The sequence below is a fragment of the Exiguobacterium sp. s89 genome (assembly GCF_018617735.1).
GTDB classification, from domain to species: domain Bacteria; phylum Bacillota; class Bacilli; order Exiguobacteriales; family Exiguobacteriaceae; genus Exiguobacterium; species Exiguobacterium marinum.
This window is the reverse complement of sequence record NZ_JACSKS010000002.1, coordinates 309302-331583: the sequence shown is the minus strand read 5'-3', so window position 1 is coordinate 331583 and position 22282 is coordinate 309302. Positions and strand designations below refer to the sequence as shown.

The 22282-nt window shown below is 49.6% G+C and carries 20 protein-coding genes; 2 read left to right on the top strand and 18 right to left on the bottom strand.

What is annotated here, in order from left to right:
• Nucleotides 1–64: 64 nt before the first annotated feature.
• The 10 genes from KNO96_RS07690 to KNO96_RS07650 all read right to left on the bottom strand — a co-directional run bounded on the left by KNO96_RS07690 (nucleotide 65) and on the right by KNO96_RS07650 (nucleotide 13464).
• Nucleotides 65–289 carry a tRNA-dihydrouridine synthase gene (locus KNO96_RS07690; RefSeq protein WP_214703239.1) on the bottom strand — a complete coding sequence of 75 codons (225 nt, stop codon included), beginning with the start codon at nucleotides 287–289 and terminating at the stop codon, nucleotides 65–67.
• Nucleotides 289–1173, bottom strand: a complete 885-nt coding sequence (locus KNO96_RS07685; RefSeq protein WP_214703238.1) for an ROK family protein — start codon at nucleotides 1171–1173, stop codon at nucleotides 289–291. The genes KNO96_RS07690 and KNO96_RS07685 overlap by 1 nt, the downstream gene beginning before the upstream one ends.
• A 40-nt stretch (nucleotides 1174–1213) precedes the next feature.
• The gene (gene manA / locus KNO96_RS07680; protein WP_214703237.1) at nucleotides 1214–2158 is read right to left on the bottom strand and encodes a mannose-6-phosphate isomerase, class I; all 945 of its coding nucleotides are present in this window, start codon (nucleotides 2156–2158) and stop codon (nucleotides 1214–1216) included.
• Between the two features lie 69 nt (nucleotides 2159–2227).
• Nucleotides 2228–2686 carry a PTS sugar transporter subunit IIA gene (locus KNO96_RS14330; RefSeq protein ID WP_034770860.1) on the bottom strand — a complete coding sequence of 153 codons (459 nt, stop codon included), beginning with the start codon at nucleotides 2684–2686 and terminating at the stop codon, nucleotides 2228–2230.
• A gap of 12 nt (nucleotides 2687–2698) precedes the next feature.
• Nucleotides 2699–4111: a PTS fructose transporter subunit IIC gene (locus tag KNO96_RS07675; RefSeq protein WP_251125106.1), complete on the bottom strand. Its 1413-nt coding sequence runs from the start codon at nucleotides 4109–4111 to the stop codon at nucleotides 2699–2701.
• A gap of 98 nt (nucleotides 4112–4209) precedes the next feature.
• On the bottom strand, nucleotides 4210–6000 hold the full coding sequence (locus tag KNO96_RS07670) for a BglG family transcription antiterminator (protein ID WP_214703236.1): 1791 nt from the start codon (nucleotides 5998–6000) through the stop codon (nucleotides 4210–4212).
• Nucleotides 6001–6108: 108 nt separating this feature from the next.
• Nucleotides 6109–7200 carry a glycerate kinase gene (locus tag KNO96_RS07665; RefSeq protein ID WP_214703234.1) on the bottom strand — a complete coding sequence of 364 codons (1092 nt, stop codon included), beginning with the start codon at nucleotides 7198–7200 and terminating at the stop codon, nucleotides 6109–6111.
• Nucleotide 7201: 1 nt separating this feature from the next.
• Nucleotides 7202–8845 (bottom strand): alpha-amylase family glycosyl hydrolase, encoded by a 1644-nt coding sequence (locus tag KNO96_RS07660; protein ID WP_214703233.1) that lies wholly within the window; start codon nucleotides 8843–8845, stop codon nucleotides 7202–7204.
• Entirely contained in the window at nucleotides 8842–11427 is a 2586-nt protein-coding gene (locus KNO96_RS07655) for a glycoside hydrolase family 38 N-terminal domain-containing protein (protein WP_214703231.1), read from the bottom strand. Before KNO96_RS07655 ends, KNO96_RS07660 begins: the two co-directional genes overlap by 4 nt.
• Nucleotides 11428–11484: 57 nt before the next feature.
• Complete coding sequence (locus tag KNO96_RS07650) at nucleotides 11485–13464, bottom strand: fructose-specific PTS transporter subunit EIIC (protein WP_214703230.1); 1980 nt, start codon at nucleotides 13462–13464, stop codon at nucleotides 11485–11487.
• Between the two features lie 123 nt (nucleotides 13465–13587).
• Between KNO96_RS07650 and KNO96_RS07645 the strand changes: the two genes are divergently transcribed.
• Complete coding sequence (locus KNO96_RS07645) at nucleotides 13588–14325, top strand: MurR/RpiR family transcriptional regulator (RefSeq protein ID WP_214700031.1); 738 nt, start codon at nucleotides 13588–13590, stop codon at nucleotides 14323–14325.
• A gap of 239 nt (nucleotides 14326–14564) precedes the next feature.
• On the opposite strand, the gene KNO96_RS07640 is transcribed toward KNO96_RS07645, so the two are convergent.
• The 4 genes from KNO96_RS07640 to KNO96_RS07625 all read right to left on the bottom strand — a co-directional run bounded on the left by KNO96_RS07640 (nucleotide 14565) and on the right by KNO96_RS07625 (nucleotide 18501).
• Nucleotides 14565–15332 carry a tyrosine-protein phosphatase gene (locus KNO96_RS07640; RefSeq protein ID WP_214703228.1) on the bottom strand — a complete coding sequence of 256 codons (768 nt, stop codon included), beginning with the start codon at nucleotides 15330–15332 and terminating at the stop codon, nucleotides 14565–14567.
• A 6-nt stretch (nucleotides 15333–15338) separates the two neighbouring features.
• The gene (locus KNO96_RS07635; RefSeq protein WP_214703227.1) at nucleotides 15339–16544 is read right to left on the bottom strand and encodes an alpha-amylase family glycosyl hydrolase; all 1206 of its coding nucleotides are present in this window, start codon (nucleotides 16542–16544) and stop codon (nucleotides 15339–15341) included.
• Nucleotides 16545–16630: 86 nt separating this feature from the next.
• The gene (locus tag KNO96_RS07630; protein WP_214700037.1) at nucleotides 16631–17554 is read right to left on the bottom strand and encodes an LCP family glycopolymer transferase; all 924 of its coding nucleotides are present in this window, start codon (nucleotides 17552–17554) and stop codon (nucleotides 16631–16633) included.
• 101 nt (nucleotides 17555–17655) lie between these two features.
• Nucleotides 17656–18501, bottom strand: a complete 846-nt coding sequence (locus KNO96_RS07625) for a YihY/virulence factor BrkB family protein (RefSeq protein ID WP_214703226.1) — start codon at nucleotides 18499–18501, stop codon at nucleotides 17656–17658.
• Between the two features lie 85 nt (nucleotides 18502–18586).
• Between KNO96_RS07625 and gnd the strand changes: the two genes are divergently transcribed.
• Nucleotides 18587–19513, top strand: a complete 927-nt coding sequence (gene gnd, locus KNO96_RS07620) for a phosphogluconate dehydrogenase (NAD(+)-dependent, decarboxylating) (protein ID WP_274356607.1) — start codon at nucleotides 18587–18589, stop codon at nucleotides 19511–19513.
• A 48-nt stretch (nucleotides 19514–19561) separates the two neighbouring features.
• Here the strand turns inward: gnd and KNO96_RS07615 are convergent, their stop codons facing one another.
• The 4 genes from KNO96_RS07615 to KNO96_RS07600 form a co-directional block, all read right to left on the bottom strand.
• Entirely contained in the window at nucleotides 19562–20155 is a 594-nt protein-coding gene (locus KNO96_RS07615) for a hypothetical protein (RefSeq protein ID WP_214703225.1), read from the bottom strand.
• A gap of 19 nt (nucleotides 20156–20174) precedes the next feature.
• Nucleotides 20175–20789, bottom strand: a complete 615-nt coding sequence (locus tag KNO96_RS07610) for a flavodoxin family protein (protein ID WP_214703224.1) — start codon at nucleotides 20787–20789, stop codon at nucleotides 20175–20177.
• Nucleotides 20790–20933: 144 nt separating this feature from the next.
• Nucleotides 20934–21320: a hypothetical protein gene (locus tag KNO96_RS07605; protein WP_012727263.1), complete on the bottom strand. Its 387-nt coding sequence runs from the start codon at nucleotides 21318–21320 to the stop codon at nucleotides 20934–20936.
• Nucleotides 21321–21403: 83 nt separating this feature from the next.
• Nucleotides 21404–22252, bottom strand: a complete 849-nt coding sequence (locus tag KNO96_RS07600) for a MurR/RpiR family transcriptional regulator (RefSeq protein WP_214703223.1) — start codon at nucleotides 22250–22252, stop codon at nucleotides 21404–21406.
• Between the last annotated feature and the right edge of the window lie 30 nt (nucleotides 22253–22282).

Genomic DNA, 22282 nt, shown 5'->3' with positions numbered 1-22282 from the left:
CAATCACCCATCCTATAAAGTCGTTCCCTATCGATTCCCTCATATCGAACGACTTACACTTCCATTACCTCGGTGACAGGCTGTGAATCCCTTCCACAAAACGCTTTGCAATCTGCTGTGGTCGTGTGATGGCGCCACCGACGACGACCGCATATGCCCCAATTTCAAGAACTCTACGTGCATGCTCCGGTGTAATCACATTCCCTTCCGCAATGACAGGAATCGAGACAATCTGCACCATTTCCCTTAAAAATTGAAAGTCACCTTCATACACTTTCTTACCAACCATCAACGCCCGGCATGGACGACATCCCCTTTCTTGATGGCGAGGGCGAGTGCTCCTTTTAATCCGGCGAAATCACCGAGTGTCGGTGGCACGATATATGTCTCCAACTCATTCACATACGGATTTTGGATATAGCCGTTCATCTTCTGTCGAAACGCTTCACGTACTTTCGGGAACAGGTGTGACTGCTTCATGACACCACCGCCGAGAATCATCCGCTCCGGTGCGAGAATGAGGGCGATGTTGACGAGCGCCTGCGCCAAATAATCCGCCTCAATGTCCCACGCCGGGTCGGTCGGATCGAGCAAGTGTGCCTTCTTGCCATGTCTCGCCTCGATGGCGGGACCTGATGCCAAACCTTCGAGGCAGTCTCCGTGATACGGACAGACGCCTTTCGACATGTCTTCGGGATGACGACGGACAATCATATGTCCCATCTCCGGATGCCCCATCCCGTGGACGAGCTCCCCATCAATGACGGCGCCCGCTCCGATTCCGGTCCCGACCGTCATATAGAGACAACTCGAGACGTCCGTCGCCCCGCCAAACGTCATCTCCCCGAACGCTGCCCCGTTCACATCGGTATCGAGTACGATTGGAACTTGAAAGTGTGCCTTCAATACTTCATAGAGCGGATAGTTTGCCCACTTTACTTTTGGTGTCGTCGTAATGTGCCCATACGTTTCACTATCTCGGTTCAAGTCGACCGGACCGAACGTGCCGACGCCGAGTGCCTCGATTGTCTCTCCTTCAAAAAATTCGAACACGCTCGCCATCGTCTCTTTCGGATCTGTCGTCGGGATGGACACGTGGCGTATAATGTCTCCTGTTTCCGTGCCGACGCCGCAGACGATTTTCGTTCCTCCTAATTCAATCGCTCCAAACATATGAAAATCCCCTTCCCATCAAAATAGTCTCGGTTCGTCATCATTTCGGGTTGCAATCGCTTACAATGAACTCCATGCTACCTGTAACGATGCGCGGTTGATTGCTCACCGTTACGACGATGTGGTCGCCCTTCTCGAGCGGAACCCCATCTAACGTACCTGTCCCGTCGAGTACACTGATGAGACGGAAGCGGTCTAGCGGCTTGAGTGTGAACCCATCTGTGACATCCATCCGATAGACGTTGAACTCGTCCGTCTCGATCAATGTCTGAATCGTTCCACCCGTCACTTCTGTCGTCGTCGGATGGACGATTGACGGCGTATCCGGTACCGTCGTTACTTCAATCGCTTGAGCCAAGTGGAGCTCACGGGTATTTCCCGCATCGTCTGTCCGGTCAAAGTCATATACCCGATACGTCGTGTCTGAAGACTGTTGCGTCTCGAGGATGACGATCCCTTCCCCGATCGCATGGATTGTCCCGCTCGGCACGAAAATAAAATCGCCTGTCTTCACCGGTTGACGACGTAACAACGTGTCCCACTCACTGTCCGCAATCGCCTTTGCCAACTCTTCTTTCGTCTCCGCTGTATGACCGAGAATCAACTCTGCTCCAGGTTCGGCCTCTACGACATACCAACATTCCGTCTTTCCGTACGACTCCCCTTCTAAGCGGATCGCTTCCTCATCGTTCGGATGAACCTGGACGGAAAGGTCATCCGCCGCATCAAGCAATTTAACGAGAAGCGGGAAGCTGTCGAGTGTATAATCCCCGAAGAGATGACGTTTCTTCTCCCATAGTTCAGCAAGCGTACGCCCCACGTACTCTCCAGAAGTGATGACACTCATCCCGTTCGGATGGGCCGAGATGCCCCAACACTCGCCGATGTTCCCTTTTGGAATGTCATATTCGAACATCGTTTCGAGCTTCCGTCCACCCCAAAGTCGTTCTTGAAAGACTGGTTTACATGTTAAAATCGTCATCATGAATCCTCCTATTTTGATTTTTTATTTAATTGCATACCAATAGGACGCTCGTCATGAGCGTCCTATACATTATGCGTATACCGTTTCAAGTTGCATGACGACTTCTTCAACAGTTGTCGCTTCCTTTAATTTGTTACGGAACTCATCGTCAATGAGACGTCGGCTCAAGAGAGCAAGAATCCGTAGATGCTCATCCCCTTCTGACGCTTCAGGTACACCAATCATAAATATCAATTTAGCCGGTTCGCCGTCAAGACTATCCCACTCAATCCCTTTCGGTGCTTTTGCGAAGGCAATGACTGGACGATTCACCGCATTCGTCTTTCCATGCGGAATCGCGACTTCAAAACCGATTCCCGTCGAACTGAGTGCTTCCCGCGCTTCAAGTGCCGTGACAAATGCAACACGATCATTCAAGTACCCGGCTTCGTCTAATTTTCGCGTCAATACTTCAAACGCTTCTTCACGTGACGTTGCCGCTAAGTCCAATTCAATCAATGTCTCTTCCATGTAGTTCATGAGTTTCATCTCTATCTCTCCTTACCCGACTTGTTTGAGTGATTCCGACTGTTTGACTTTACGCTGTGCCCGTTCTTTTAAGAAGATCGTCGTGAACGCTGTGATGAGCGATCCGATGATAACGGAGATAAAGAACATGATGACATTGTCAACAGCACCGAGTACCGCGACGACTGGTCCACCATGAGGGACATTGTTCGTCACTCCGACTGTGATAGCGATGGCCGCTCCCACCATCGCACCAATCATATTCGCGGGAATGACACGAAGCGGGTCGCCGGCTGCAAATGGGATGGCCCCTTCCGTGATTCCGACTAGCCCCATCATGAAGGCCGCCTTACCAGCTTCTTGCTCTTCTTTTACGAACAATTTTTTACGGATGAATGTAGCGATTCCCATACCGAGCGGCGGGATACAAATCGCGACCGCAATGGCACCCATGATGCCAGTCTGTCCTTCGGCAATCATTGAGGCTCCGAACAAGAAGGCGACTTTGTTGACCGGACCACCCATATCAAAGGCGATCATCGCTCCAAGCAAGAGACCGAGAACGATTTTACTTGACCCTTCCATACCTTGAAGCATCGTCGTAAGGCCTTCCATCAATCCAGCAATCGGTGCCCCGACGACGAAAATAAAGAGTGCCGCGATAGCGACCATGCTGATGATTGGGATGACAAGAATCGGCATAATTGGCTGCATCATCTGTGGAACTTTCCACGTCTTAATCCACCGAACGAGATAACCGGCTGCAAAACCTGCTAAGATACCGCCTAAGAAACCAGCTCCTGCCTCAGATCCATAAAAACTACCGTTCGCAGCGATGTATCCTCCGACGATACCCGGTGCGAGGGCTGGACGATCTGCAATCGCATAAGCGATATAACCGGCTAGAATTGGAACCATGAACATGAAGGATGCCGCCCCCACGTCTAACACCTTCTGCCAAATCGAACCTTCTGGAATCGCAAGTCCGTTAGCTGTCGGTTCGCCTCCGATAGCGAGAGCAAGAGCAATCAACAGCCCCCCGACGACGACAAATGGAATCATGTGACTGACACCGTTCATGAGAGCTCGATAGACAATGTTTCCATCTTTCTCTTTCTTGACGTCCTTCACTGCTCCCTTTTGAATCGGAGCAGTTTTGATGCGTTCGATCAGTTCTGCCGGTTGTTTGATTGCCTCGGCGACCGGTACCACCACAACACGTTTCCCAGCGAAGCGTTCGAGGTCCACCGTCTTATCGGCGGCGATGATGACCCCGTCTGCCTCCTTGATTTCTTGTTCAGTCAATCCGTTCTCAATCCCGATTGATCCATGTGTTTCGACTTTGACGTCATGACCAAGTTCCGCGCCAGTCTTTGAGAGCTTCTCAGCCGCCATGTACGTATGCGCAATCCCGACTGGACAGGCTGTAATAGCAACAATTTTCATTATCGTATTCCCCTTTCGTGTAAGTATTTGATTTTCACTTGCTACATCTATACTTTACTCGTATATGAAAGGGGTTTCAGATAACGTTTTGCCGTTGTCTACGGCAACAGCAAATTGCGGAATGCCGTATTGTCGTTCGTCTCAATGAGTTTTCGGACGAGACCCGGGTCTTCTGTAAGAGCTGCAATCTCTTCAAACAAATGACTCGAGAACGTTGCGTCTGAGTCTCGAAATTGAAGAAGAAACACGAGCTGAACCTTCTCTTGTCCCCACTCAATCGGTTCTTTTGAAACGAGTACATCGATTCGGTTCATCGTTGCATGCTCAGAATCTCCATGTGGAATGGCAACGCTTTGTCCAATGGAAGTCGGACCAGTTTGTTCCCTAGCATATACAGTTCCTGCATAGGTCGAATCGATTTTGACTTGATCCATCAATAAACTAAGCGCATGTCCACGTGAAAGTACACTATCAATGAAAACAATATGTTCGATGAGCGAGGCGATCGTGGCATATGAGACACCGCCGATTCCAAACGTCTGCCTTAAATGTGCCACGTCTTGTTCCGTCAATACGGCCGAAACGACGTGTACCGGAACAAGGTCTTGCTTTAAGCTAACGGTCGACAAAATCAAATCAGGAGTGTGAATGGAAACTTGATGCTCAACATCGCGTAATGACGAGAAACCGACAATCTCAACCGTATCGTGGAAATGATTCTTGAGTCGTGCCGCAATCAGCTTGCTCGTACCCACACCGTACGTACAGACGAGTAAGATTCGCTTCTTGTCGACGGGGCGTCGTTCTTCAAGCATCGTTTGGAAATGGAGCGTCAAAAAACCGACTTCAGCCTCGGTCACGTATAAGTCTAACTCTTCCTCTAAAATCGATGCGTGACGTAAAACCGCTGCATACGTCGCTGTAAACCGACGTTTAATTTGGTCCAAAAGCGGGTTGTCGACATGCGCTTTAATCAGTTGTCGATACACCATCGGTCGAATGTGAGCGAGTAGTGATTGGAATAACTCACGTTGCAAGACACCCCCATAAATCGTGCCAATTACAGCGAGGGCGAATCGATTCGTTGTCCGTGCGAGTTCTGTCGTCACCCGATCTTCTGACGGGAGGAATTCTTGGGCACCAGCGAGTGCCAGCATCATGTAAGCACGTTCGGCAAACGGGATGGATAGTCCAAGTGCTCGCTCGAGGTCTTCCACAAGTTCGCATAACAATGGATAATCGTTCGTCGCTTCTACCATCTCGTAACCAATTGGTGACAGTTCAACGTAGCTACGTCGTCGCATACGTTTTAGTGTGACGAGAAATCGGGTCTGAAGCAATTCCGCCGCCGAATCGGCGTATCGCTTCCCGACGCGATGTTCCCATTGAAGCAGGAAGGTCTCAATGAGTTGTACATCTTGACTATGAGCCCAATTAAATCGAGCGTGAACAAGTAGTTGTGTCAAAAGCTCACGCTTTACAAGTTCTTCTCCTTCTACATGAAAGGTACGTCGATTGAATGTCAGTCCGTGTTCAGTGAGCAATCGTTCCACTTCATCCATGTCCTGCTTCACAGTGGCTTCACTCACGTAAAACATTTGTTCAGCAGCTTGCATCGAGTTCAATTCATCAAGTAATAGTTGAACGAGTTCATGCTTGATACGAGAGTCACGATCTTCTGCCTCTGGCGTATCGACATGGCGGTTCTCGATTAATCGAACGCCTTTTCCGCGGCTCGTCTCAATCATGACATCCGGCAGTTGTTCGAGGAGCCGTAACTCGGTTCGTACCGTGCGTTCCGAACACTTTAGTGACCAGGCGATATCTTTTGTCGACATCCAGTCCTTATGCTTTAGCAAATCTAACAGTTTACGTTGTCGTTCCGTCATGGTCCATTCCACCTTTGGCAGTTTTCCACCAAAAGCATAGCATAATTTTTTCATAGGTTTTTACGTTTCTTGTACAACAAGGAAAAACTTCGATATCGCTATCGAGGTTCAAGCCCGTCTCAAACGAACAATTTGTTCTGCGCTTCGTTCGATTTCAGCCCGTGCGATATGAGGCAACATCGCTTCTTCGAGTGGACGGCATGTGCTTTGAATCGAAAAGACGCCAGCGAATTGATCCGCAAAGTCGCCGAGCTCCATTCCAACGCTGCCAGCCAATGCGACAACGGGGACATCGAGCTCTTGACCAAGTCTCGCTACACCGACCGGTACTTTGCCTTTGGCGGACTGGTGGTCGATTCGCCCTTCTCCTGTGATGATCAAATCCGCTCCAAGACACGCCTCTCTCAGACCAATCGTCTCTGCTACCCAATCGAACCCTGAAATGATACGTCCGCCAAGCGCGAGCAAGCCTGCCCCAAGACCTCCTGCCGCTCCACTTCCCTGGATGTCAGCGATATCCCCGAGCTTATGTCCAAGTAAGTCAAGTTGACGGTCCAACCGTTGAATCTGTTCGACCATGGCTCCTTTTTGGGCGGCGAAGACGTGTGCCGCTCCTGTCTCTCCGTCGAGTGGGTTCGTGACGTCGGTCGCGATGACCAGTTCTGTCGACTGCAACCTGGAATCGAGTCCCGACAAATCGACGTCATCAAACGTCCATAGAGGGTTCGTATCGTGCGGAATAACGCGCCCATTACTAGTAAAGACAGCTCCGAGCGCTTGGAGCATCCCCGTCCCCCCGTCCGTCGTCCCACTCCCACCGAGGGTGACGACGATTCGCGCGGCCGGCAAAGCGTCTTTGATCTGTTGCCCGAGACCGTAACTGCTCACATATGGGACGAACTCAGGGCCAGGGGTGAATTTAGTGATACCGAGCGTCTCCGCACATTCGATGAGTGCGAAGTCGCCGAACCGAGCGTAGCTCGACTCGAACGGTCGATGCATCAAATCTTCTGCGGTGACATGAACTAGCTCATGGGGCAAAAAACTCATTAGTGCCTCGAGCGTCCCTTCGCCCCCATCAGCGATAGGGAAGACGACCGCTTCCGCGCCGGCCCGAATCGCTCCGTTTGCGGCCGCTTCCCCGACCTCCCGTGAAGAAAGCGAGCCTTTGAATGAATCAATCGCACAGATGACCCGCATGTCACACCTCAATCCAGGCAAAACCATATGGTTGGAGCGTGATCGGGTCTGTCGTGTCCTTGAAGACGTTATTTCCGGACAGGTCCAACTCGACCGTCTCCGGACTGACGTTGGCGACCGCGACAATCGTCGACGTCGCACCGGTCCGCTTCACCGCGAAGACACGCGTGTCCAAATCGAGAACGTCTTGATCAGCATAAGGACTGAACGCATCGTATTGACCACGAAGAGAGATCATATGCTTCAGACCACTGAACACGTTGCGACGGCGTGCATCGCTCTCGAGCTCCTCATGGAGCGTGTCCGCGTCGAGTTTCTCACGGTTGATGCGACGATTGATACCGCTCGATTCGACTGCTGCCTCATCGTTTCGCGAGCCGAACAGCGAATGATAATAAATCGCGGGCACACCGACGACGGAGAGAAGGATGCTATGAGCGGACAACATTTTTTGAGTATGGAGCGGTGTGTCTTCCTCGCCAGCATTCGCAAGCGCATCCATGTAGTTGATGTTCAACTCATATACCGTCTGGCTGCCGTCCGGGTTCGATTTATAGGACACACGTCCATGGTTGTGGACGACCTTGTCGACGAGGAGTTGGCGGTCTGTCTCGTCTAAAATTCCTTCGGTCGGGCGCATACCGATGCCATCGTGTGACGCGAGGAAGTTGAAGTATGTCGCCGTCTCCGATACCGGTTTGATTTGTCGCGCCCAGTCAGAGAGCTTCGTCGCATCGTTTGTCGTATAGCTGTAGAGCACGAGTGGCGGAAGTGAGAATTGGTACACTTGGTTCGCTTCGTCGTTCCCGCTCCCAAAGTAACTGATATTCTCTTGGTGTGGCACGTTCGTCTCCGTGATAATCTGTGCGCCCGGTTTGAAGTGGTCGACGAGTTCACGCCACACTTGAATCAAGACATGCGTCTCCGGCAAATGGATACACGTCGTCCCTGATTCTTTCCACAGGAAACCGATGGCATCGAGGCGGATTGAGGACGCCCCTTTCGCCAAGTAATCGAGGAGCACGTCCGTCAACTCAAGAAACGCCGGGATGTGTGCCACGTTCACATCGACTTGATCTTCACTGAACGTCGTCCACGCTGTTTTCTCGCCGTACGTATGAATCAACGGTGACGTACGGGGTCGCACGACACGGCTCGCATCGAACGACGGGTCTTCCGGGATAAAGAATTCTGCGTAGCGTTCGTCACCGGCGACATAGCCTTTGAACCAGTCACTCGATTTCGACAAGTGGTTGGCGACGAAGTCATACATGAGCCGGAAGTCATGAGAGAATGAGACAATGTCTTGCCACGTCCCGTAGTCCGGGTTGATGGCACGGTAATCCGTGACCGAGAAACCATCATCGGACGTGTAAGGGAACATCGGCAACAGATGCACGTCCGTAATGACACCTTTTGCTTCTCGGTTCAAGAAGCGATGGAGCGTCTGCAGCGGAACCTCACCTTTCCGTTGAATCGCGTCCCCATACGTGATCAAGTAGACGTTCTTCTCCGTGAGCGGCGACGTCTTGTCAAACGAGACCTGTTCAAAGCGGTCGACGAGCGCGCACATCCCTTCCACCGCCTCATCGGCCCGTTCTTTATACACAAAGCGTAAATGTTGTTCGATCACAGTCCAGTTCATGAGGTTTCCTCCTTGATGTGTAGCGTGGTATATCCGTGTGCCTTGATGACGTCTTGCGCGTCCACTTCAATCTCCGCGAGCGAGACATGTTGGATTATCCCTGCCGTCTCGATGTGGAGCGGGACGTCCTCGCTTGACGGGTTGAACAGTCGAACGATCCGTCCGCCGTCCGCACCTTGTTTGATGGCCGATACGAAGTGACTTGTCGTCAAGAGCGAGTAAGTCGTCGGGACATGATCGACCGGCTGCGGAATCTCGAAGCGCTCCAACCGTTCCTCGAACGTGTTGAGCGATTGTTTATGGTAGCTGGCACGATTCGCTTTATACGTTTCGGTCCGTTCTGTCCAGTCAACCGTGTCGAAGCAGTCCGCGACGCCGACTGCGTAGTCGAAACTCATATGTCCAAGCATTTGCGCGTCAGGCGTCTCGACGACTTTATTGTTGATTCCCGAAGCGCGACCAGGGCGCCAAGCGAGATTGTCTTTCCCAAGCAAGCCGACAGAGCGGAACAACGTGAGCGCGAGACCGTCATCGAGATGTTCATACTCTTTTAGCCCTTGGGTGATGACGCCGAGTGCGGCGACGCCTTCCGCGACCACGTAATTCTCGAGTGGATAAATCGAGACGGGCTTCTCGGCATACTTCTCTTCTTTCCAGACGGTGGCACGCGGGTTTTGCTTTCGCTCAAACGCCGTGTATGCTTGGTCGGCGAATGTGCGTTCAAGCGCCCATGGAAACAAGACACGGACACGATGGTCTTTGACGTCGTTATCAATCTCGTGGTTCACACGAACGAACGCTTCGCCTTGACGCACCTCAAGTTTCGTCACGATCGTCTGTTGCTTCAACTTGTCCGTTCCCCTTGCCTCTAAATCGATTGGGAGCGACCATGTGTGCTTAACGGTCATCGTTGATACGAGATCGCTCTCGGAGACGTCGATTAGTTCAGCCTGTGCTGTCGTGATCGGTGTCTCACCGACGAGCGGTGAGTAATCATACGAGTCGCCCGTGTCCGCCGTATCTTCGAACGTGAACAGTTCGACATCATGTGTTCCGGCCTTCATCGTGACACGTCCTTCTGCGAACGTGACGGCCAGTTGGTCATTTTCGATCCGTGCCACGTCCGTCGCTCCAAGTGTCGCCTTCGTCTCGTTCACGATTCGGTATGCCGCGTACCCTAGGCTCGGCAATGTGACTTCAGCCGCGAGCACCGTCCGGTAATAGCCTGGCACTTCAACTTCTTTCTCGCCATCTGCCGTGACGACGATTTTCTTGCCACCGCTCACATAACTTTGCTCGCGGATGACGGTGTTGACCGTGTCGCCGTCAAACGTCACGAGCCCGACATCCGATTCGTTCGTAAAGACGACGACGTCTTCAATCAGCGTGCGCTGTTTTGGGACATAGTTGAAGAACAAGACGAGCTCTCCTGTTGGCACGTCGACGGCACGGGCGATCTGTTTCTTCAGCAAATTGATCAGCCCATCGACGATTCGCTCACATTTTTCAATCCTTTTCTTGATGTCATCATTCGTCGCGTCCGAATTGCAACCCCCAATCGAATCATGGGAATGGACGTCGAACAGTTCTTTCCACACTTGATCAATCCACGCCTTCGGATATCGGAATCCGAGAGATTCAGCGATGACACCGAGCGGCTCAAGCTGGTCAATCAGTTTCGTCTCGACCGCATAGTTCCCTTGCTTCAAGTCGACGCGCTGCGAACGGATTGTGTGGTGCATCCGTGACTTTTGTGAGGCAATCAGCTCGCCTTCAATCGTGTTTGGAATCTCTCTCGCAAACGCCGCTTCCATGAACGTCTCGTAGTCAGACAGTTGATACGTCCGCTCTCGGTCCATTTCGTTCAAACGACGAACGGCCTCAGGGAAATGCTCACGCACGAGCACCTGGTCTCCACCCGACGGGAGCAACAGTTCATCCGTCGATCTATTCATTGACTCAAGTGTCTTGAGAATTGGATCGAGTCGTTCTGTCTTATATGCGTCCGTCGCCTCTAAGAACTTACCAGGCCCATAGCCGAAAAAGATGTAGTTCGTCTTGACCCGGGCACCGTCAGGAGATTGCCAATGGAAGTTTAAATCACCCTTGATCTCATCGTGATAAATCCCGCGCTGTAAGACACTATAATCAATTCCGAAGTCTTTAAAAAATGAAGGCAGATACGCATTTTGTCCAAAAATGTCAGGGAGGTACCCGACGTTCATTGAGTGACCCATCGCTTTGGCAATCCGTGTCCCATACAACAAATTTCGGATGATTGACTCGCGATTGACGAGAAGCGTATCGGTCTGTGTATACCACGGGCCGACGAAGAGACGACGCTCGGTGATGAAACGTTTCATGCGGTCTCGCTCTTCCGGACGAATCTTCAAGTACTCCTCGACGATTGAAACTTGTCCATCAAATACGTAGGAAACGTAGGTCGGATCTCCTTCGAGGACGTCCAACAGACGGTCCAAATTTTCGACTAGTAAAACATTCGAATCTTCGATTGTGAAATACCACTCCCGATCCCAATGCGAATGTGGGACGACGTGGACGTTCGGTTTGCCTGTTTTCATAGTATACCCTCCTAGAAATAAGAAAGAGACCAGGTTTCCCCAGTCTCTATTCACTGTTTAAAAGATCTCTTCTCCACGGCGCTCGCGACGTTTAATGAATGCATAGCGAATGAAGATATTGGCGAAAGCGATAAACAATACGCCTGATGCTAGGCCAATGAAGTAAGCCCAGAAGTTCTCAACGAGCGGCCAACCCCAAACTGCTGGGAGTGGGTACCACTGAATCGCACCGAGATAGACGGCCGTACATGCCCCGATGATTGCTCCGATGATGTTGATTGGAATCGTGATGAGCGGGTTACGCAGCATGAACGGGATCGCCCCTTCCGAGATGGCAAGGAAACCGAGCAAGAATGCAGTGTTTCCTGCGACGCGTAAGTTGGCGTCAAATACGCGACGTCCGACAACGAAACGGTCAATGATGGTGGCAAGACCGAGTCCCATCGGTGGGATGACGATGGCTAGGACGCGCGGCGTGAGTGGGAAAATCTCATCCGCTGCCATACCAATCGCAATCGCACCAGCTGCTTTGTTTATTGGACCACCTAGATCAAAAGCAGTCGCTGCCGCGATGATAGCCGAAAGTGTAAGTTCACCAGCACCGGTCATGCTCGTGATAAAGGCCGCCATCGAAGCATTCAACTGACCAAAGATTGGATCGACGACGTATTGGTTCAAAATGAAGACCGCGAGCACGGTAATCCCCGGGATGAGGAACATCGGTTTCATCGCTTGGAAGTTTGGCGATAGTTTAATCTTCTGGTTCAAGAAACGGGCCAAGTAACCGGCAGAGAGACCGAGAACAAGTGCGCCAAGGAATCCACTTGGAATTCCACCTTCAATTCCCCAGAACGTGTAATGGAGCCCGTTGGCAAATAATCCACCAAGAAAACCAGGTACGAGACCAACACGATCAGCAATCGCATAAGCGACAAACATAGCAAAAATCGCGTATAAGAATTTAAAAATCATACCGCCGAATAAATCTAAGAAGTAGAAGAACTGAATCGCACCGCCAGCTGTCCCGTTGTCAGGATTTGCAAGATCCGCGATATCAAGCCCAAGTCCGTACATCCATGTCAGCTTGGCAATCCCAAGCATGAGACCTGCGGCGACGAGGAGTGGAATCATATACGAAATCCCCGTCATAACGGCTTGCGCCATCTCTCCAAAGAACCCTTTGACACCTTTTTTCTTTGGAGCCTCATCGGTGACGTCACTCGCGTCACCGGCTACTTTTTGCGTCGTTGATGTTGCTTCAAGGAGAAGTTCTTTCGCCCGACGGAGCGGATCTGCTACACGAGTCTGTACGTATGGAAGTCCGGCGTATCGCTCTTGGTCTTTCACTTTCGTATCGACTGCGAAGACGACGGCGTCTGCCTCTTGGATGATCTCTTTCATATGACGATCTTCAATGCCGTTCGCCCCTTGCTTCTCGACGAGGACACGAATGCCGAGCTCACGTCCGGCCTGTTCGAGTGCCTCAGCAGCCATGTAAGTATGCGCGATACCAGCCGCGCAAGCTGTGACAGCGAGGACGGTTTTCTCTGCCGCTTCTGGTGAAGACTGGATCGTCTGTTCGAGGCGATCTAAGTTTTGGAGGAACTCCTCGTTTGTCTTCGCCGCATACAACCCTTCGCGATAGGTAGGTTTCATGAGTCGAGTCGATAGTTCGGCGAGCAACGTCAAGTGCGTCGATCCCGCTTCTGCTTCAGGAATAGCAAGCAAGAAAATCAAGTCCACTCTATTCTCAGGGTCAATGGATTCCCAATCTGTGAGTGGTGTCTGAAGTCGAGCAATCGCCACTTTCGCTTCCTTAACGAGTGTGGACTTACCATGCGGGATAGCAAGTCCAGCTTCAAGTCCCGTTGCCGAATGAGCCTCGCGCTCGAGGACGACTTGTTTGAATCCTTCTTTGGAAGAGACGATATTTTGTTCATATAGGGCACCGACGAGTTGGTCGATTGCCTCTTCTTTTGACGCAAACGTTGCGTCGAGAAACAACAGACGGTCATTGGTCATCTGCCGTAGTTCCATGTTAATACCCCCAATACCCATTGTTAGTTGAAGCGCTTTCATCTACACTCTATTTTTATCATGGTAGTGCTTTTCGTTTTGTACGGATTGTGTATAATTGTACAAGGAATAAGGAGGGGTTAGATGGGGAAAATCATTGCTACGTTTCATAATGAAATGGAACAGTTAAGTGAATCAGAGAAGCTTGTCTTATATTATTTGGATAACCACATCGATGATATAGATGCCTTGACACTGGTCAAACTGGCTGAGGCAACGCGTGTTTCTACAACGACAGTCATTCGAATGACACATAAACTCGGACTAGAAGGTTTCTCTGATTTAAAATATAAATTGAAACAAATGAACCAATCAAAAACGATTGCTTATTCATCATTTATACAGGAGTATATCCCATTTTTAACCGAAACATTCGATCAAATCGATCCCATTCGTTTAAAACGAATGGGTAACATTATTAAACAAGCCCCTTCTATTTTTATCGTATCTGTAGGTTTAACAAAAACGGTCGGGGAGTATGCTTCTCAACGACTCATTCAAGCAAACAAGCCTGCCATGCATGCTTACGAATCACATTTAATCGACTTGTTGCCAAATTTACTGAAACCGAACGATGTTGTCATCTTCATTTCGATGAGCGGCGAGACACAAACCCTCATCCAATCCGTAAAAAAGCTCCGTTTCACCGGAGCTCAACTATTCGCCTTCACTAACGCGGCTGATAGTACGGTATCTCAACTTGTCCACTTTAACTTGAGTACGGCTTTCCCAACAGAATCACGATCAGGATATGATATCACGCCTCGTTCTCCATTATTTGTCTTAATTGATGTATTAATCGAAGAATATTTGCGAACTTAACGAAAATGGACCTGACAACGCGACTGCGTCATCAGGTCTTTTAGTACATTCCATCCCAAACCATTACACTGTCCGCGAGTGATATAGCTCACCCGATTTAAGTTGAATCGAAGTCGTGCTATCCGGGGACACCTGCAACTCGAGACAAATCGTACTGTGTTTCTAGCGCCCATCAAGGGTCAGTATCTCTAGTTACCTGTGGCCGACCATGACCGGTTGATTCGTAATCGGGTAGTTTTTTACCACTTCCAACGCCCCCGCCAGTTTTTCTCTGGCAATCGTGGTGGGTTCATCGCAATCTGTTTATTTGCTAAGATTTGCTCCGTGAAATGGAGGTGTTGCTCCCACATCTCTTCTCCTAGTTCATTGACGACTTCTTGTTTCGCTGCTCGCCAATTGAAATCGCGATGTTCTACGTTATGAGCGTCTGACGCGATGATTTGACTCAAGCCGTTACTGATGAACGTAAGCGCCAGTTCCCGCACCTGTCTTCCGAATTGCCCCGTCAAACTGCTTGTCGTTACCTGCGACAATGCGCCAGACGATACGAGATGATGCAATTTTTCAGGATGAAGCGCGAGTTCGCGATTCCGTTCAGGATGCGCGATGACCGGAATGTAACCCGCCGTTTGGAGTTGAAAAAACAACGCTTCCGTGTACGCCGGTATGCTTTGACTCGGTAATTCCACGAGTACATAGCGAGATCCGGCGAGTGAATGTGCTTCCCCAGACTCAAGTGCTTCAACCAACTCCCCAAAAATTCGAATTTCTTGTCCGACGTATAAAGTTAATGAAATGCCTTCTTCGTCTAGTCGTTGCTGCAATTGTGCGACTTCTAGCGCCACATCGTGATGTCGTGTTTCAAAGTACGGATGATACGCATGAGGCGTCACGACAATCGATGTCACACCTTCTTCCACCGCGCGTCTCGCCAGTTGAAGTGACGCTTCGATTGTACGTGGGCCATCATCCACCTCAGGCAACAAATGACAATGTACATCGATCATGAGGGTTCACTCTCCAATGTGAGATTGTTTTAGCCAAACGTATTCATACGGGCGAAGCGTTACATTTGTCATCCGCTCTTCTGTGAAAAGACTCATCCCCTCACAGTCGGTTTGCACCGTCTCTTCACTCATATTCGTCAATAAGAGAAGCGTCTCATCTTTGTGCTGTCGTTTGACCACAAAGATACGACGATCGAGACTCACCACTTCTTGACCTATATAAGGTGAAAATGCCGGGTGGAGTCGTTTGACGTTCAATTGACTCAATATACCCTCATAGACACGAAGGCGGTTCGGATCACGCTTTAGCGCTTGAAGCAACTCGTCTTGCTCGATTGGTTGTGCCGCTCCAAACAGTGTTCGGTAGTCAATCAACGGAATGCCCTGAAGCGAGAACAGCACACTGTGTGCAGCAAGAATCGCATCAGGTGTAGCATCCATTAAATTCTTCTCAAACGGGTCGCGTTCCGCTGAAGATAGGAAATTAAAATACGTTTTATCCGATGATAGCGGATGAACCTGTCTCACCCAGTCTGCCAACCTTGTCACATCCGACTGCGCAAACGCTAAGATTACATGACTAGATAAATCAAAATGACAGACGACATCCGCCTCTTGCTCGTACACGAGAGAAGAATCGACTCGCTCATTGGCGACGACGAGTTGTGCATTCGGCTTATACGCATGCATGACCATTCTCCACAGCTTGAGGACTAGTTTAATTCGTTCTGGTTCGATTCCACGAAACGATTCCACGTGAACCCTGATTTTCGTCGCTCCGTACGCTAAACGTTCAATGAGTGCATCCGTTTCGGTGATCAGGTCAAATTGATGTTCGCTATACGCTTCAGGTACCATCTCGTACATGAGATCAAACTCATCCGTGAAACGCCCCAAATCTTCAAACAGTTGCACGCGCGAGTCGATGGCTGTATCATTTTGTCTCGTTTTGTATGGAAACAGTGAGACGAGATAGAGGTCACTCACTGTCGTTTGGACGTGATCCGCCAACAATTGATGGAGCGCCTCTAAATTGGCTCTTCCGTCCGTGAGGATAAAGCCTGCATCCACTAACAAGATATTTGTTTTTTCAGAAGGGTGCTCATGATCGTGCCAGTGATGATTCGACCACTTCTCAAACAATCGGTTCCAGTCTTGTCGTGCGGTGTCCCCGAGTTCATGGAGCACTTCTTCAATCGCTTCCCATTTCATGATTCATCCCTCCTTGGCATCTCTTTATTTCTCCCACTTTCTGTTCGGTTTGAAACAAAAAAACTGCCTGACCTTAGTCAGACAGCTCACTCCATCAATCGCTTCAATTCTTCCTGTAGGCCACTCAACGAGGTCTCGTCCGGATTCCAATAATAGATTCCATCCCCTTCTAAACCTCCTGTACCTTCTAGTCGTAAGACGCTCGCATTACGAAATGCGTTCATATAGTCTGTCGACAAAGAGACGAATTCATTGAGTTCGATATTCGTCTTCGCTTGATTTCCGACGACATCGAGTAACGCAGTGACCTTGTCGAGAGAGAAGTCCGTCCGCCCCTGTTCGACGATGGCGGCGACGACGTCTCGCTGACGTTCTTGTCGTCCAAAGTCACCATTCGGATCATCATAGCGCATTCGGGTGTAAGCGAGCGCTGCTTCTCCATCTAACTTCACTTCACCGACAGGAAACGTAAATCCGTCTGTCGCAAAGGCGAATTTGTTCATGACCGTGATCCCGCCGAGCGCATCGACCACATCACTGAACGCTTCCATATCTGTTTCGATGACATAATCAATCGGGATATCGAGGAAGTTCTCGACCGTGTTCATGGCCATTTCGGCCCCACCAAATGCATAAGCATGATTGATTTTGTCACGTGTCCCCTTTCCGACAATCTCCGTCTTTGTGTCCCGCGGAATCGACAGCATCGCTCCTTCATCGAGTTCAGGGTTGAGCGTCAGGACGATGATTGAGTCACTCCGTCCTTGTTCGCTCCCCCGACGGTCAATTCCTAACAATAAAATCGAAACCGCTTCTTTTCGTTCGATTGTCTCCACTTGTTTACGTTCTTTGCTAATCTTTAAATTGTCATTCACTTGCGCAACCGTGTCATCGACTTCCTGTACCATCGACCAGACAAATGCTCCACCTGTAATGAGCAACAAGGCCATGACGCCTGCTACAACCCCTAGTACGATTTTCCACTTTGATGGTTTACGTTGTTTCGCCACGTGGCCACACCTTCTTCCGTGAAATAGTACTATTTTATTCCCGGCGGTCGGGTTGTTTTAAAGTATGTTCACAAAAAATGATAGTCATATCCCCTCATTTGTCACGGAAAGTGCGTCCTCTCCGGTTGACGTGTCATATGGTTCGACCAAGCCGCATTGATTTCCGCACCAATCAGCATCGTCGCAGCCGTCAAATAGAGCCAAATTTGCAGCAAGATGACCGCACCAATCGTGCCGTATGTGTCACCGAGGATTGAGAAACGTTCGACATAGATACTGTATCCGGTTGATAACAATTGCCACGAGATGACCGCAAACACGGCTCCCGGAATCGTTTCCATGAACCGCACACGCTGTTGTGGTGCGATTTTATAGAAAAGTGAGAATGCAATAATCAGGATGAGCGTTGAGACCGTATAGCGTGTCATCGTCGACAACCGGTCAAACTCTTCGACTTCAGGATAAAGAGCATAAATAAGTTGAACAAACTCCTGACCAAATAGATGAAAGACAATCAAGATGACGGCACCTATACTGCCTGCTAAAATCACGAGTAACCCAATCAACCGACGGAAAATGTAACCACGCGCCTCCGTTTCTCCATAAGCGAATACGGTCAGTTTGACGAGTCGCGCCGTCCCGTTCGAAGCAGACCAAAACGCGATAATCGCACTGACTGACAACAAGCCTCCGTTTAAATTCCCACTGACATCATAGACGACCGACAACAGCTCACGGACACTCGAACCTGGAATGAGCGTCTCAATCTGTTCGATGAGAAGTGCATCATCAATTTGAAACCATGCCATCACGGCAAAGAGGACAAAGAACGTCGGGAAGATGGCTAAAAACCAGAAGAAGGCCAGTGTCGCGCTATAGTCATTTATGTGATGATCTTTGAAGCGGTGCCTGACGTCCACCGCCAAACGAAACAAATTCTCTCCCATAGCTGCCCGCCTTTCAATAAAGTATTCATCTATATCATTCTACACCTCAATCAACCTGTCCTTTTGAGCAAGCTGTATTTCGGGTATGCCCTATAGAAGAGTAAATTTTAAAAATGGGGTGGAACGAATGGAAATCGGCATGATTGGACTTGGTAAAATGGGACTGAACCTGGCTCTGAATTTAACGGACAATGGACATCACGTCCATGGCTATGACCCGGGAAATGTGTCAACGAGTCAATTTGAAACAAAATCATCGCTAGAAGAAGTCGTTTCGGCGCTTCAGGCACCACGTGTCATCTGGGTGATGGTACCAGCTGGCGAAGTGACCGAGCATGTACTCAACGACTTGTATGACGCCCTCTCACCTGGTGATATCGTCATCGACGGAGGGAACTCGAACTATAAAGAGTCGATGCGGCGCGCCGACCATTTCAAAGAAAAACTCATATATTTCTTTGACGTCGGGACGAGTGGTGGCATGGAAGGAGCCCGTCACGGAGCGTGTACGATGATTGGGGGCGATATGGAGGCGTTCGGAAAAATCGAGCAACTCTTTCAAGACGTCTCGACCGACCAGGGATATCTTTACGCGGGGCCAAGCGGAAGTGGTCACTTCTTGAAGATGGTGCATAACGGGATTGAGTACGGGATGATGCAGGCGATTGCCGAAGGGTTCGAAGTGCTCGAAAAAAGCCCGTTCGACTATGAGTATGAGGATGTCGCACGCGTATGGAATCATGGATCGGTCATCCGTTCTTGGTTGATGGAGCTGACCGAAAGCGCATTTTCGAAAGATGCAAAGCTCGATGATATTCGAGGAGTCATGCATGCGTCAGGAGAAGGGAAATGGACAGTCGAAACGGCACTCGAATATGACGTGCCGACACCGGTCATCGCCCTCTCGCTCATGATGCGACAACGTTCGCTACAAGACGACACGTTCTCAGGTAAAGTCGTCGCCGCGCTCAGGAATGAGTTCGGTGGGCATGCAGTGGAGAAGAAAGAGTAATACACGTTAATGAAGCCTCACCTGATTGAATCAAGGTGAGGCTCTTCTTTATAATCCAATCTCAGCAAAGTCAATGACTCGATCATCCACCATTTCTCCACTCCGATAATATTGAATATATATCTTACGGTTTATATAATTGATTTCATAATAGACACCTAATATAAATCGACATACGAAATCAGGTAAATTTTCACCATCGTATCGCCAATCTTCACCATAACTCGGTCGAGTCAACGCCATTAAGCGCTCTTTATCTTTAACAATTTCTTCTTCCTTTCTTAAACTTCTTTGCTCGACTTTTTTCATCTCAATGGCGATTAGATTATCCTGTTCCAAATCCTTCCCTCGACTGTGCACAATTAAATCACAATTGATATTCACTTTTTCGAATCGATCATTCCGGATTCTCTTACCCCTTCTTCCCACATTTCTATTGTATTCGACGTCTACATAATATCCTTCATAAAACTCATCGCCCTTAATTAAATCATTGATATTGATTTGGAGCTGACCACACATTGTCCTTTCAGAAACCCGACTTTCTAGTAACATGAGATGGTCATTTAGAAAGTTCCGATTTGCTTTCTCAAAGAGTTCAATCATTTGATAATATTGAGTCTTACTCGGAAAGGTGTTCATGGTTGTTCCTCCGTATGTTTTATTCCATCTTGTTTCCTTCTGCCGGGATTGGGTGTGCCTTCAACATGCGCGCAAAATGCACGAGATTATACGCCATCGTTTCCCCATGTGACTTCGTGAACTCGTTGTCGCGCCCGGCATCGATATATGAGTCACCTGGTCCTGCTTCCCCGACCCAATACGTGTCGACGTTCGGTGGCACGGTGAAGCCAATATGCGACAAAGCATAAAGAATGCCGGCACACGCATGTTTCGCCCCGTCTTCATTCCCCGTGACGACGACCCCACCGACTTTGTTGTAGTAGATCGCCTGTCCTACCTCGTTCGTCAGCCCGCTACCACCGTATAACCGTTCAATCACTTGTGTCGCAACGCTGCTCTTCTCACCGAGCCAAAGTGGTGTGCCGATGACGACGATGTCTGACTCTTTCACCTTCTCAAAAATCCGTGGCCATTCATCCCCGTTTCCTTCGTCCTCCGTCACCCCAAAAGAAACATTATAGTCGACGATGCGAACGATTTCTGATTCGACCCCGAGTAAATCGAAGTGTGGCAAGATATCACGAATCAACCCTTCCGTATGCGACGTCGTGTCGCCACCTTTTAACGTACAGTTCAAGAATAGAGCTTTCATCTAATCCCTCCTTCAAATGAGTCAACACAATTAGCTGTTCCCTTTCCAAAAGTTTTTATACCTGATTAAATCGGCCGTCATATACAAAATATCATCACACCCGTTCTCAACAAAAAAACACCCCGTCAAAGGAACAGGGTGTCCTCAGTCGTTCGGGATCGTGACCCCGTCAAATTGTTCATTGCGGCATAGCGTGATTGCTTGCATCGCCAACTTATAGTCTTCTTCCGGCAAGGCAATCAACTCGGTCGGAAGGACCCATTCTTTTGAGTTATACAGATGGATGACGAGCTTGGTGAGCACAAATTCTCGTTTATCGAACGTATTGTCATCGATGATGGTCGAGGTCCGGATCTTCCCTGCTTCTAAATCCATATAAGGAAGCAACCGTTCACGAACATGGGTGTTTCCCGCAATCACATACAGCGCGGCGAAATATTCTCGACCGGTACTGCCCGGATCCGTGAGCCGTTGTGCCAACCGTTTGAACTCGTTGTAGTGGTCGGAAGATAAAAAATCAATATGGTTCATCGGTCCACCTTCTCTCTCTAAGCCTCGCTTTGCTCTCAGGGTTTATAATTTCCACCTTTTTGTAGAAGTTAACCCTGTTTCACTCAAATTCGACGTAGCGAAATCGCTTCACTCATCTGCTGAAGAGAGGTGCGAGCCGCTTCACCGCGCCGCATCATGACGGTTGTGAACAGTGCGTCGACAAGACTGAGTTCAGCGATTCGAGAGACAAGCGCCTCCGAACGAAACGCCGTCTCTTGAGACACCGTGTAGAGTGATACGTCCGCAAATTTAGAAAGCGGTGACTTCGCATAGTTCGTAATCGCAATCATCGGTACACCCTTCTCTTTTAGGAGCTTTGCGATGTCGAGCGTCTCTTTTGAGGCACCGGAGTGCGAGATGACGACGGCTACGTCTTCTGTCGTCAATTGCGAGGCCGACATGAGTTGCATATGCGATTCAAGGATTGCGCTCACCTGAAGCCCACTCCGGACAAACTTATGATAGGCGTCCAGTGCGACGACGGCCGACCCGCCGCTCCCAAAAAATTCGATGCGACGTGCTGTGAGAAACAGCTCAATCGCTTTTTCGAGTGAAGACGCCTCTAAAATCTGACGAGTCGACTCAATCGTCTTCCCGTTCGTCGAAAAAATTTTTTCGGCAACTTCAAGCGCCGTGTCCATCTCCGTGATATCTTCATGAATATCTTGCAACGGTGCGACGACATCCGAGGCGAGGGCAATCTTTAACGCCTGGTAGCCCTTGAATCCGACCCGCTGACAAAAACGGAACACGGTCGATTCCGCCACGTCGAGGTCTTCTGCCACTTGATTGATTGTATGGTGGATAATTTTTTCGGGTTGTTTCAAGATATAGTCGGCAATGCGTTGTTCTTTCTTACTCAGTGTCGAATAGGCGCCACGGATGTGAGCCGTCCCGTTCATCTTTTCCATCAAGCATCACCCTTTCTCTTCTTCATCTAA

Excerpts from the sequence above, each read along its gene's own strand:
- KNO96_RS07690 (WP_214703239.1), bottom strand. The coding sequence starts at position 289 with ATGGTTGGTAAGAAAGTGTATGAAGGTGACTTTCAATTTTTAAGGGAA.
- KNO96_RS07685 (WP_214703238.1), bottom strand. The coding sequence starts at position 1,173 with ATGTTTGGAGCGATTGAATTAGGAGGAACGAAAATCGTCTGCGGCGTC.
- manA (WP_214703237.1), bottom strand. The coding sequence starts at position 2,158 with ATGATGACGATTTTAACATGTAAACCAGTCTTTCAAGAACGACTTTGG.
- KNO96_RS14330 (WP_034770860.1), bottom strand. The coding sequence starts at position 2,686 with ATGAAACTCATGAACTACATGGAAGAGACATTGATTGAATTGGACTTA.
- KNO96_RS07675 (WP_251125106.1), bottom strand. The coding sequence starts at position 4,111 with ATGAAAATTGTTGCTATTACAGCCTGTCCAGTCGGGATTGCGCATACG.
- KNO96_RS07670 (WP_214703236.1), bottom strand. The coding sequence starts at position 6,000 with ATGACGGAACGACAACGTAAACTGTTAGATTTGCTAAAGCATAAGGAC.
- KNO96_RS07665 (WP_214703234.1), bottom strand. The coding sequence starts at position 7,200 with ATGCGGGTCATCTGTGCGATTGATTCATTCAAAGGCTCGCTTTCTTCA.
- KNO96_RS07660 (WP_214703233.1), bottom strand. The coding sequence starts at position 8,845 with ATGAACTGGACTGTGATCGAACAACATTTACGCTTTGTGTATAAAGAA.
- KNO96_RS07655 (WP_214703231.1), bottom strand. The coding sequence starts at position 11,427 with ATGAAAACAGGCAAACCGAACGTCCACGTCGTCCCACATTCGCATTGG.
- KNO96_RS07650 (WP_214703230.1), bottom strand. The coding sequence starts at position 13,464 with ATGGAACTACGGCAGATGACCAATGACCGTCTGTTGTTTCTCGACGCA.
- KNO96_RS07645 (WP_214700031.1), top strand. The coding sequence starts at position 13,588 with ATGGGGAAAATCATTGCTACGTTTCATAATGAAATGGAACAGTTAAGT.
- KNO96_RS07640 (WP_214703228.1), bottom strand. The coding sequence starts at position 15,332 with ATGATCGATGTACATTGTCATTTGTTGCCTGAGGTGGATGATGGCCCA.
- KNO96_RS07635 (WP_214703227.1), bottom strand. The coding sequence starts at position 16,544 with ATGAAATGGGAAGCGATTGAAGAAGTGCTCCATGAACTCGGGGACACC.
- KNO96_RS07625 (WP_214703226.1), bottom strand. The coding sequence starts at position 18,501 with ATGGGAGAGAATTTGTTTCGTTTGGCGGTGGACGTCAGGCACCGCTTC.
- gnd (WP_274356607.1), top strand. The coding sequence starts at position 18,587 with ATGCCCTATAGAAGAGTAAATTTTAAAAATGGGGTGGAACGAATGGAA.
- KNO96_RS07615 (WP_214703225.1), bottom strand. The coding sequence starts at position 20,155 with ATGAACACCTTTCCGAGTAAGACTCAATATTATCAAATGATTGAACTC.
- KNO96_RS07610 (WP_214703224.1), bottom strand. The coding sequence starts at position 20,789 with ATGAAAGCTCTATTCTTGAACTGTACGTTAAAAGGTGGCGACACGACG.
- KNO96_RS07605 (WP_012727263.1), bottom strand. The coding sequence starts at position 21,320 with ATGAACCATATTGATTTTTTATCTTCCGACCACTACAACGAGTTCAAA.
- KNO96_RS07600 (WP_214703223.1), bottom strand. The coding sequence starts at position 22,252 with ATGGAAAAGATGAACGGGACGGCTCACATCCGTGGCGCCTATTCGACA.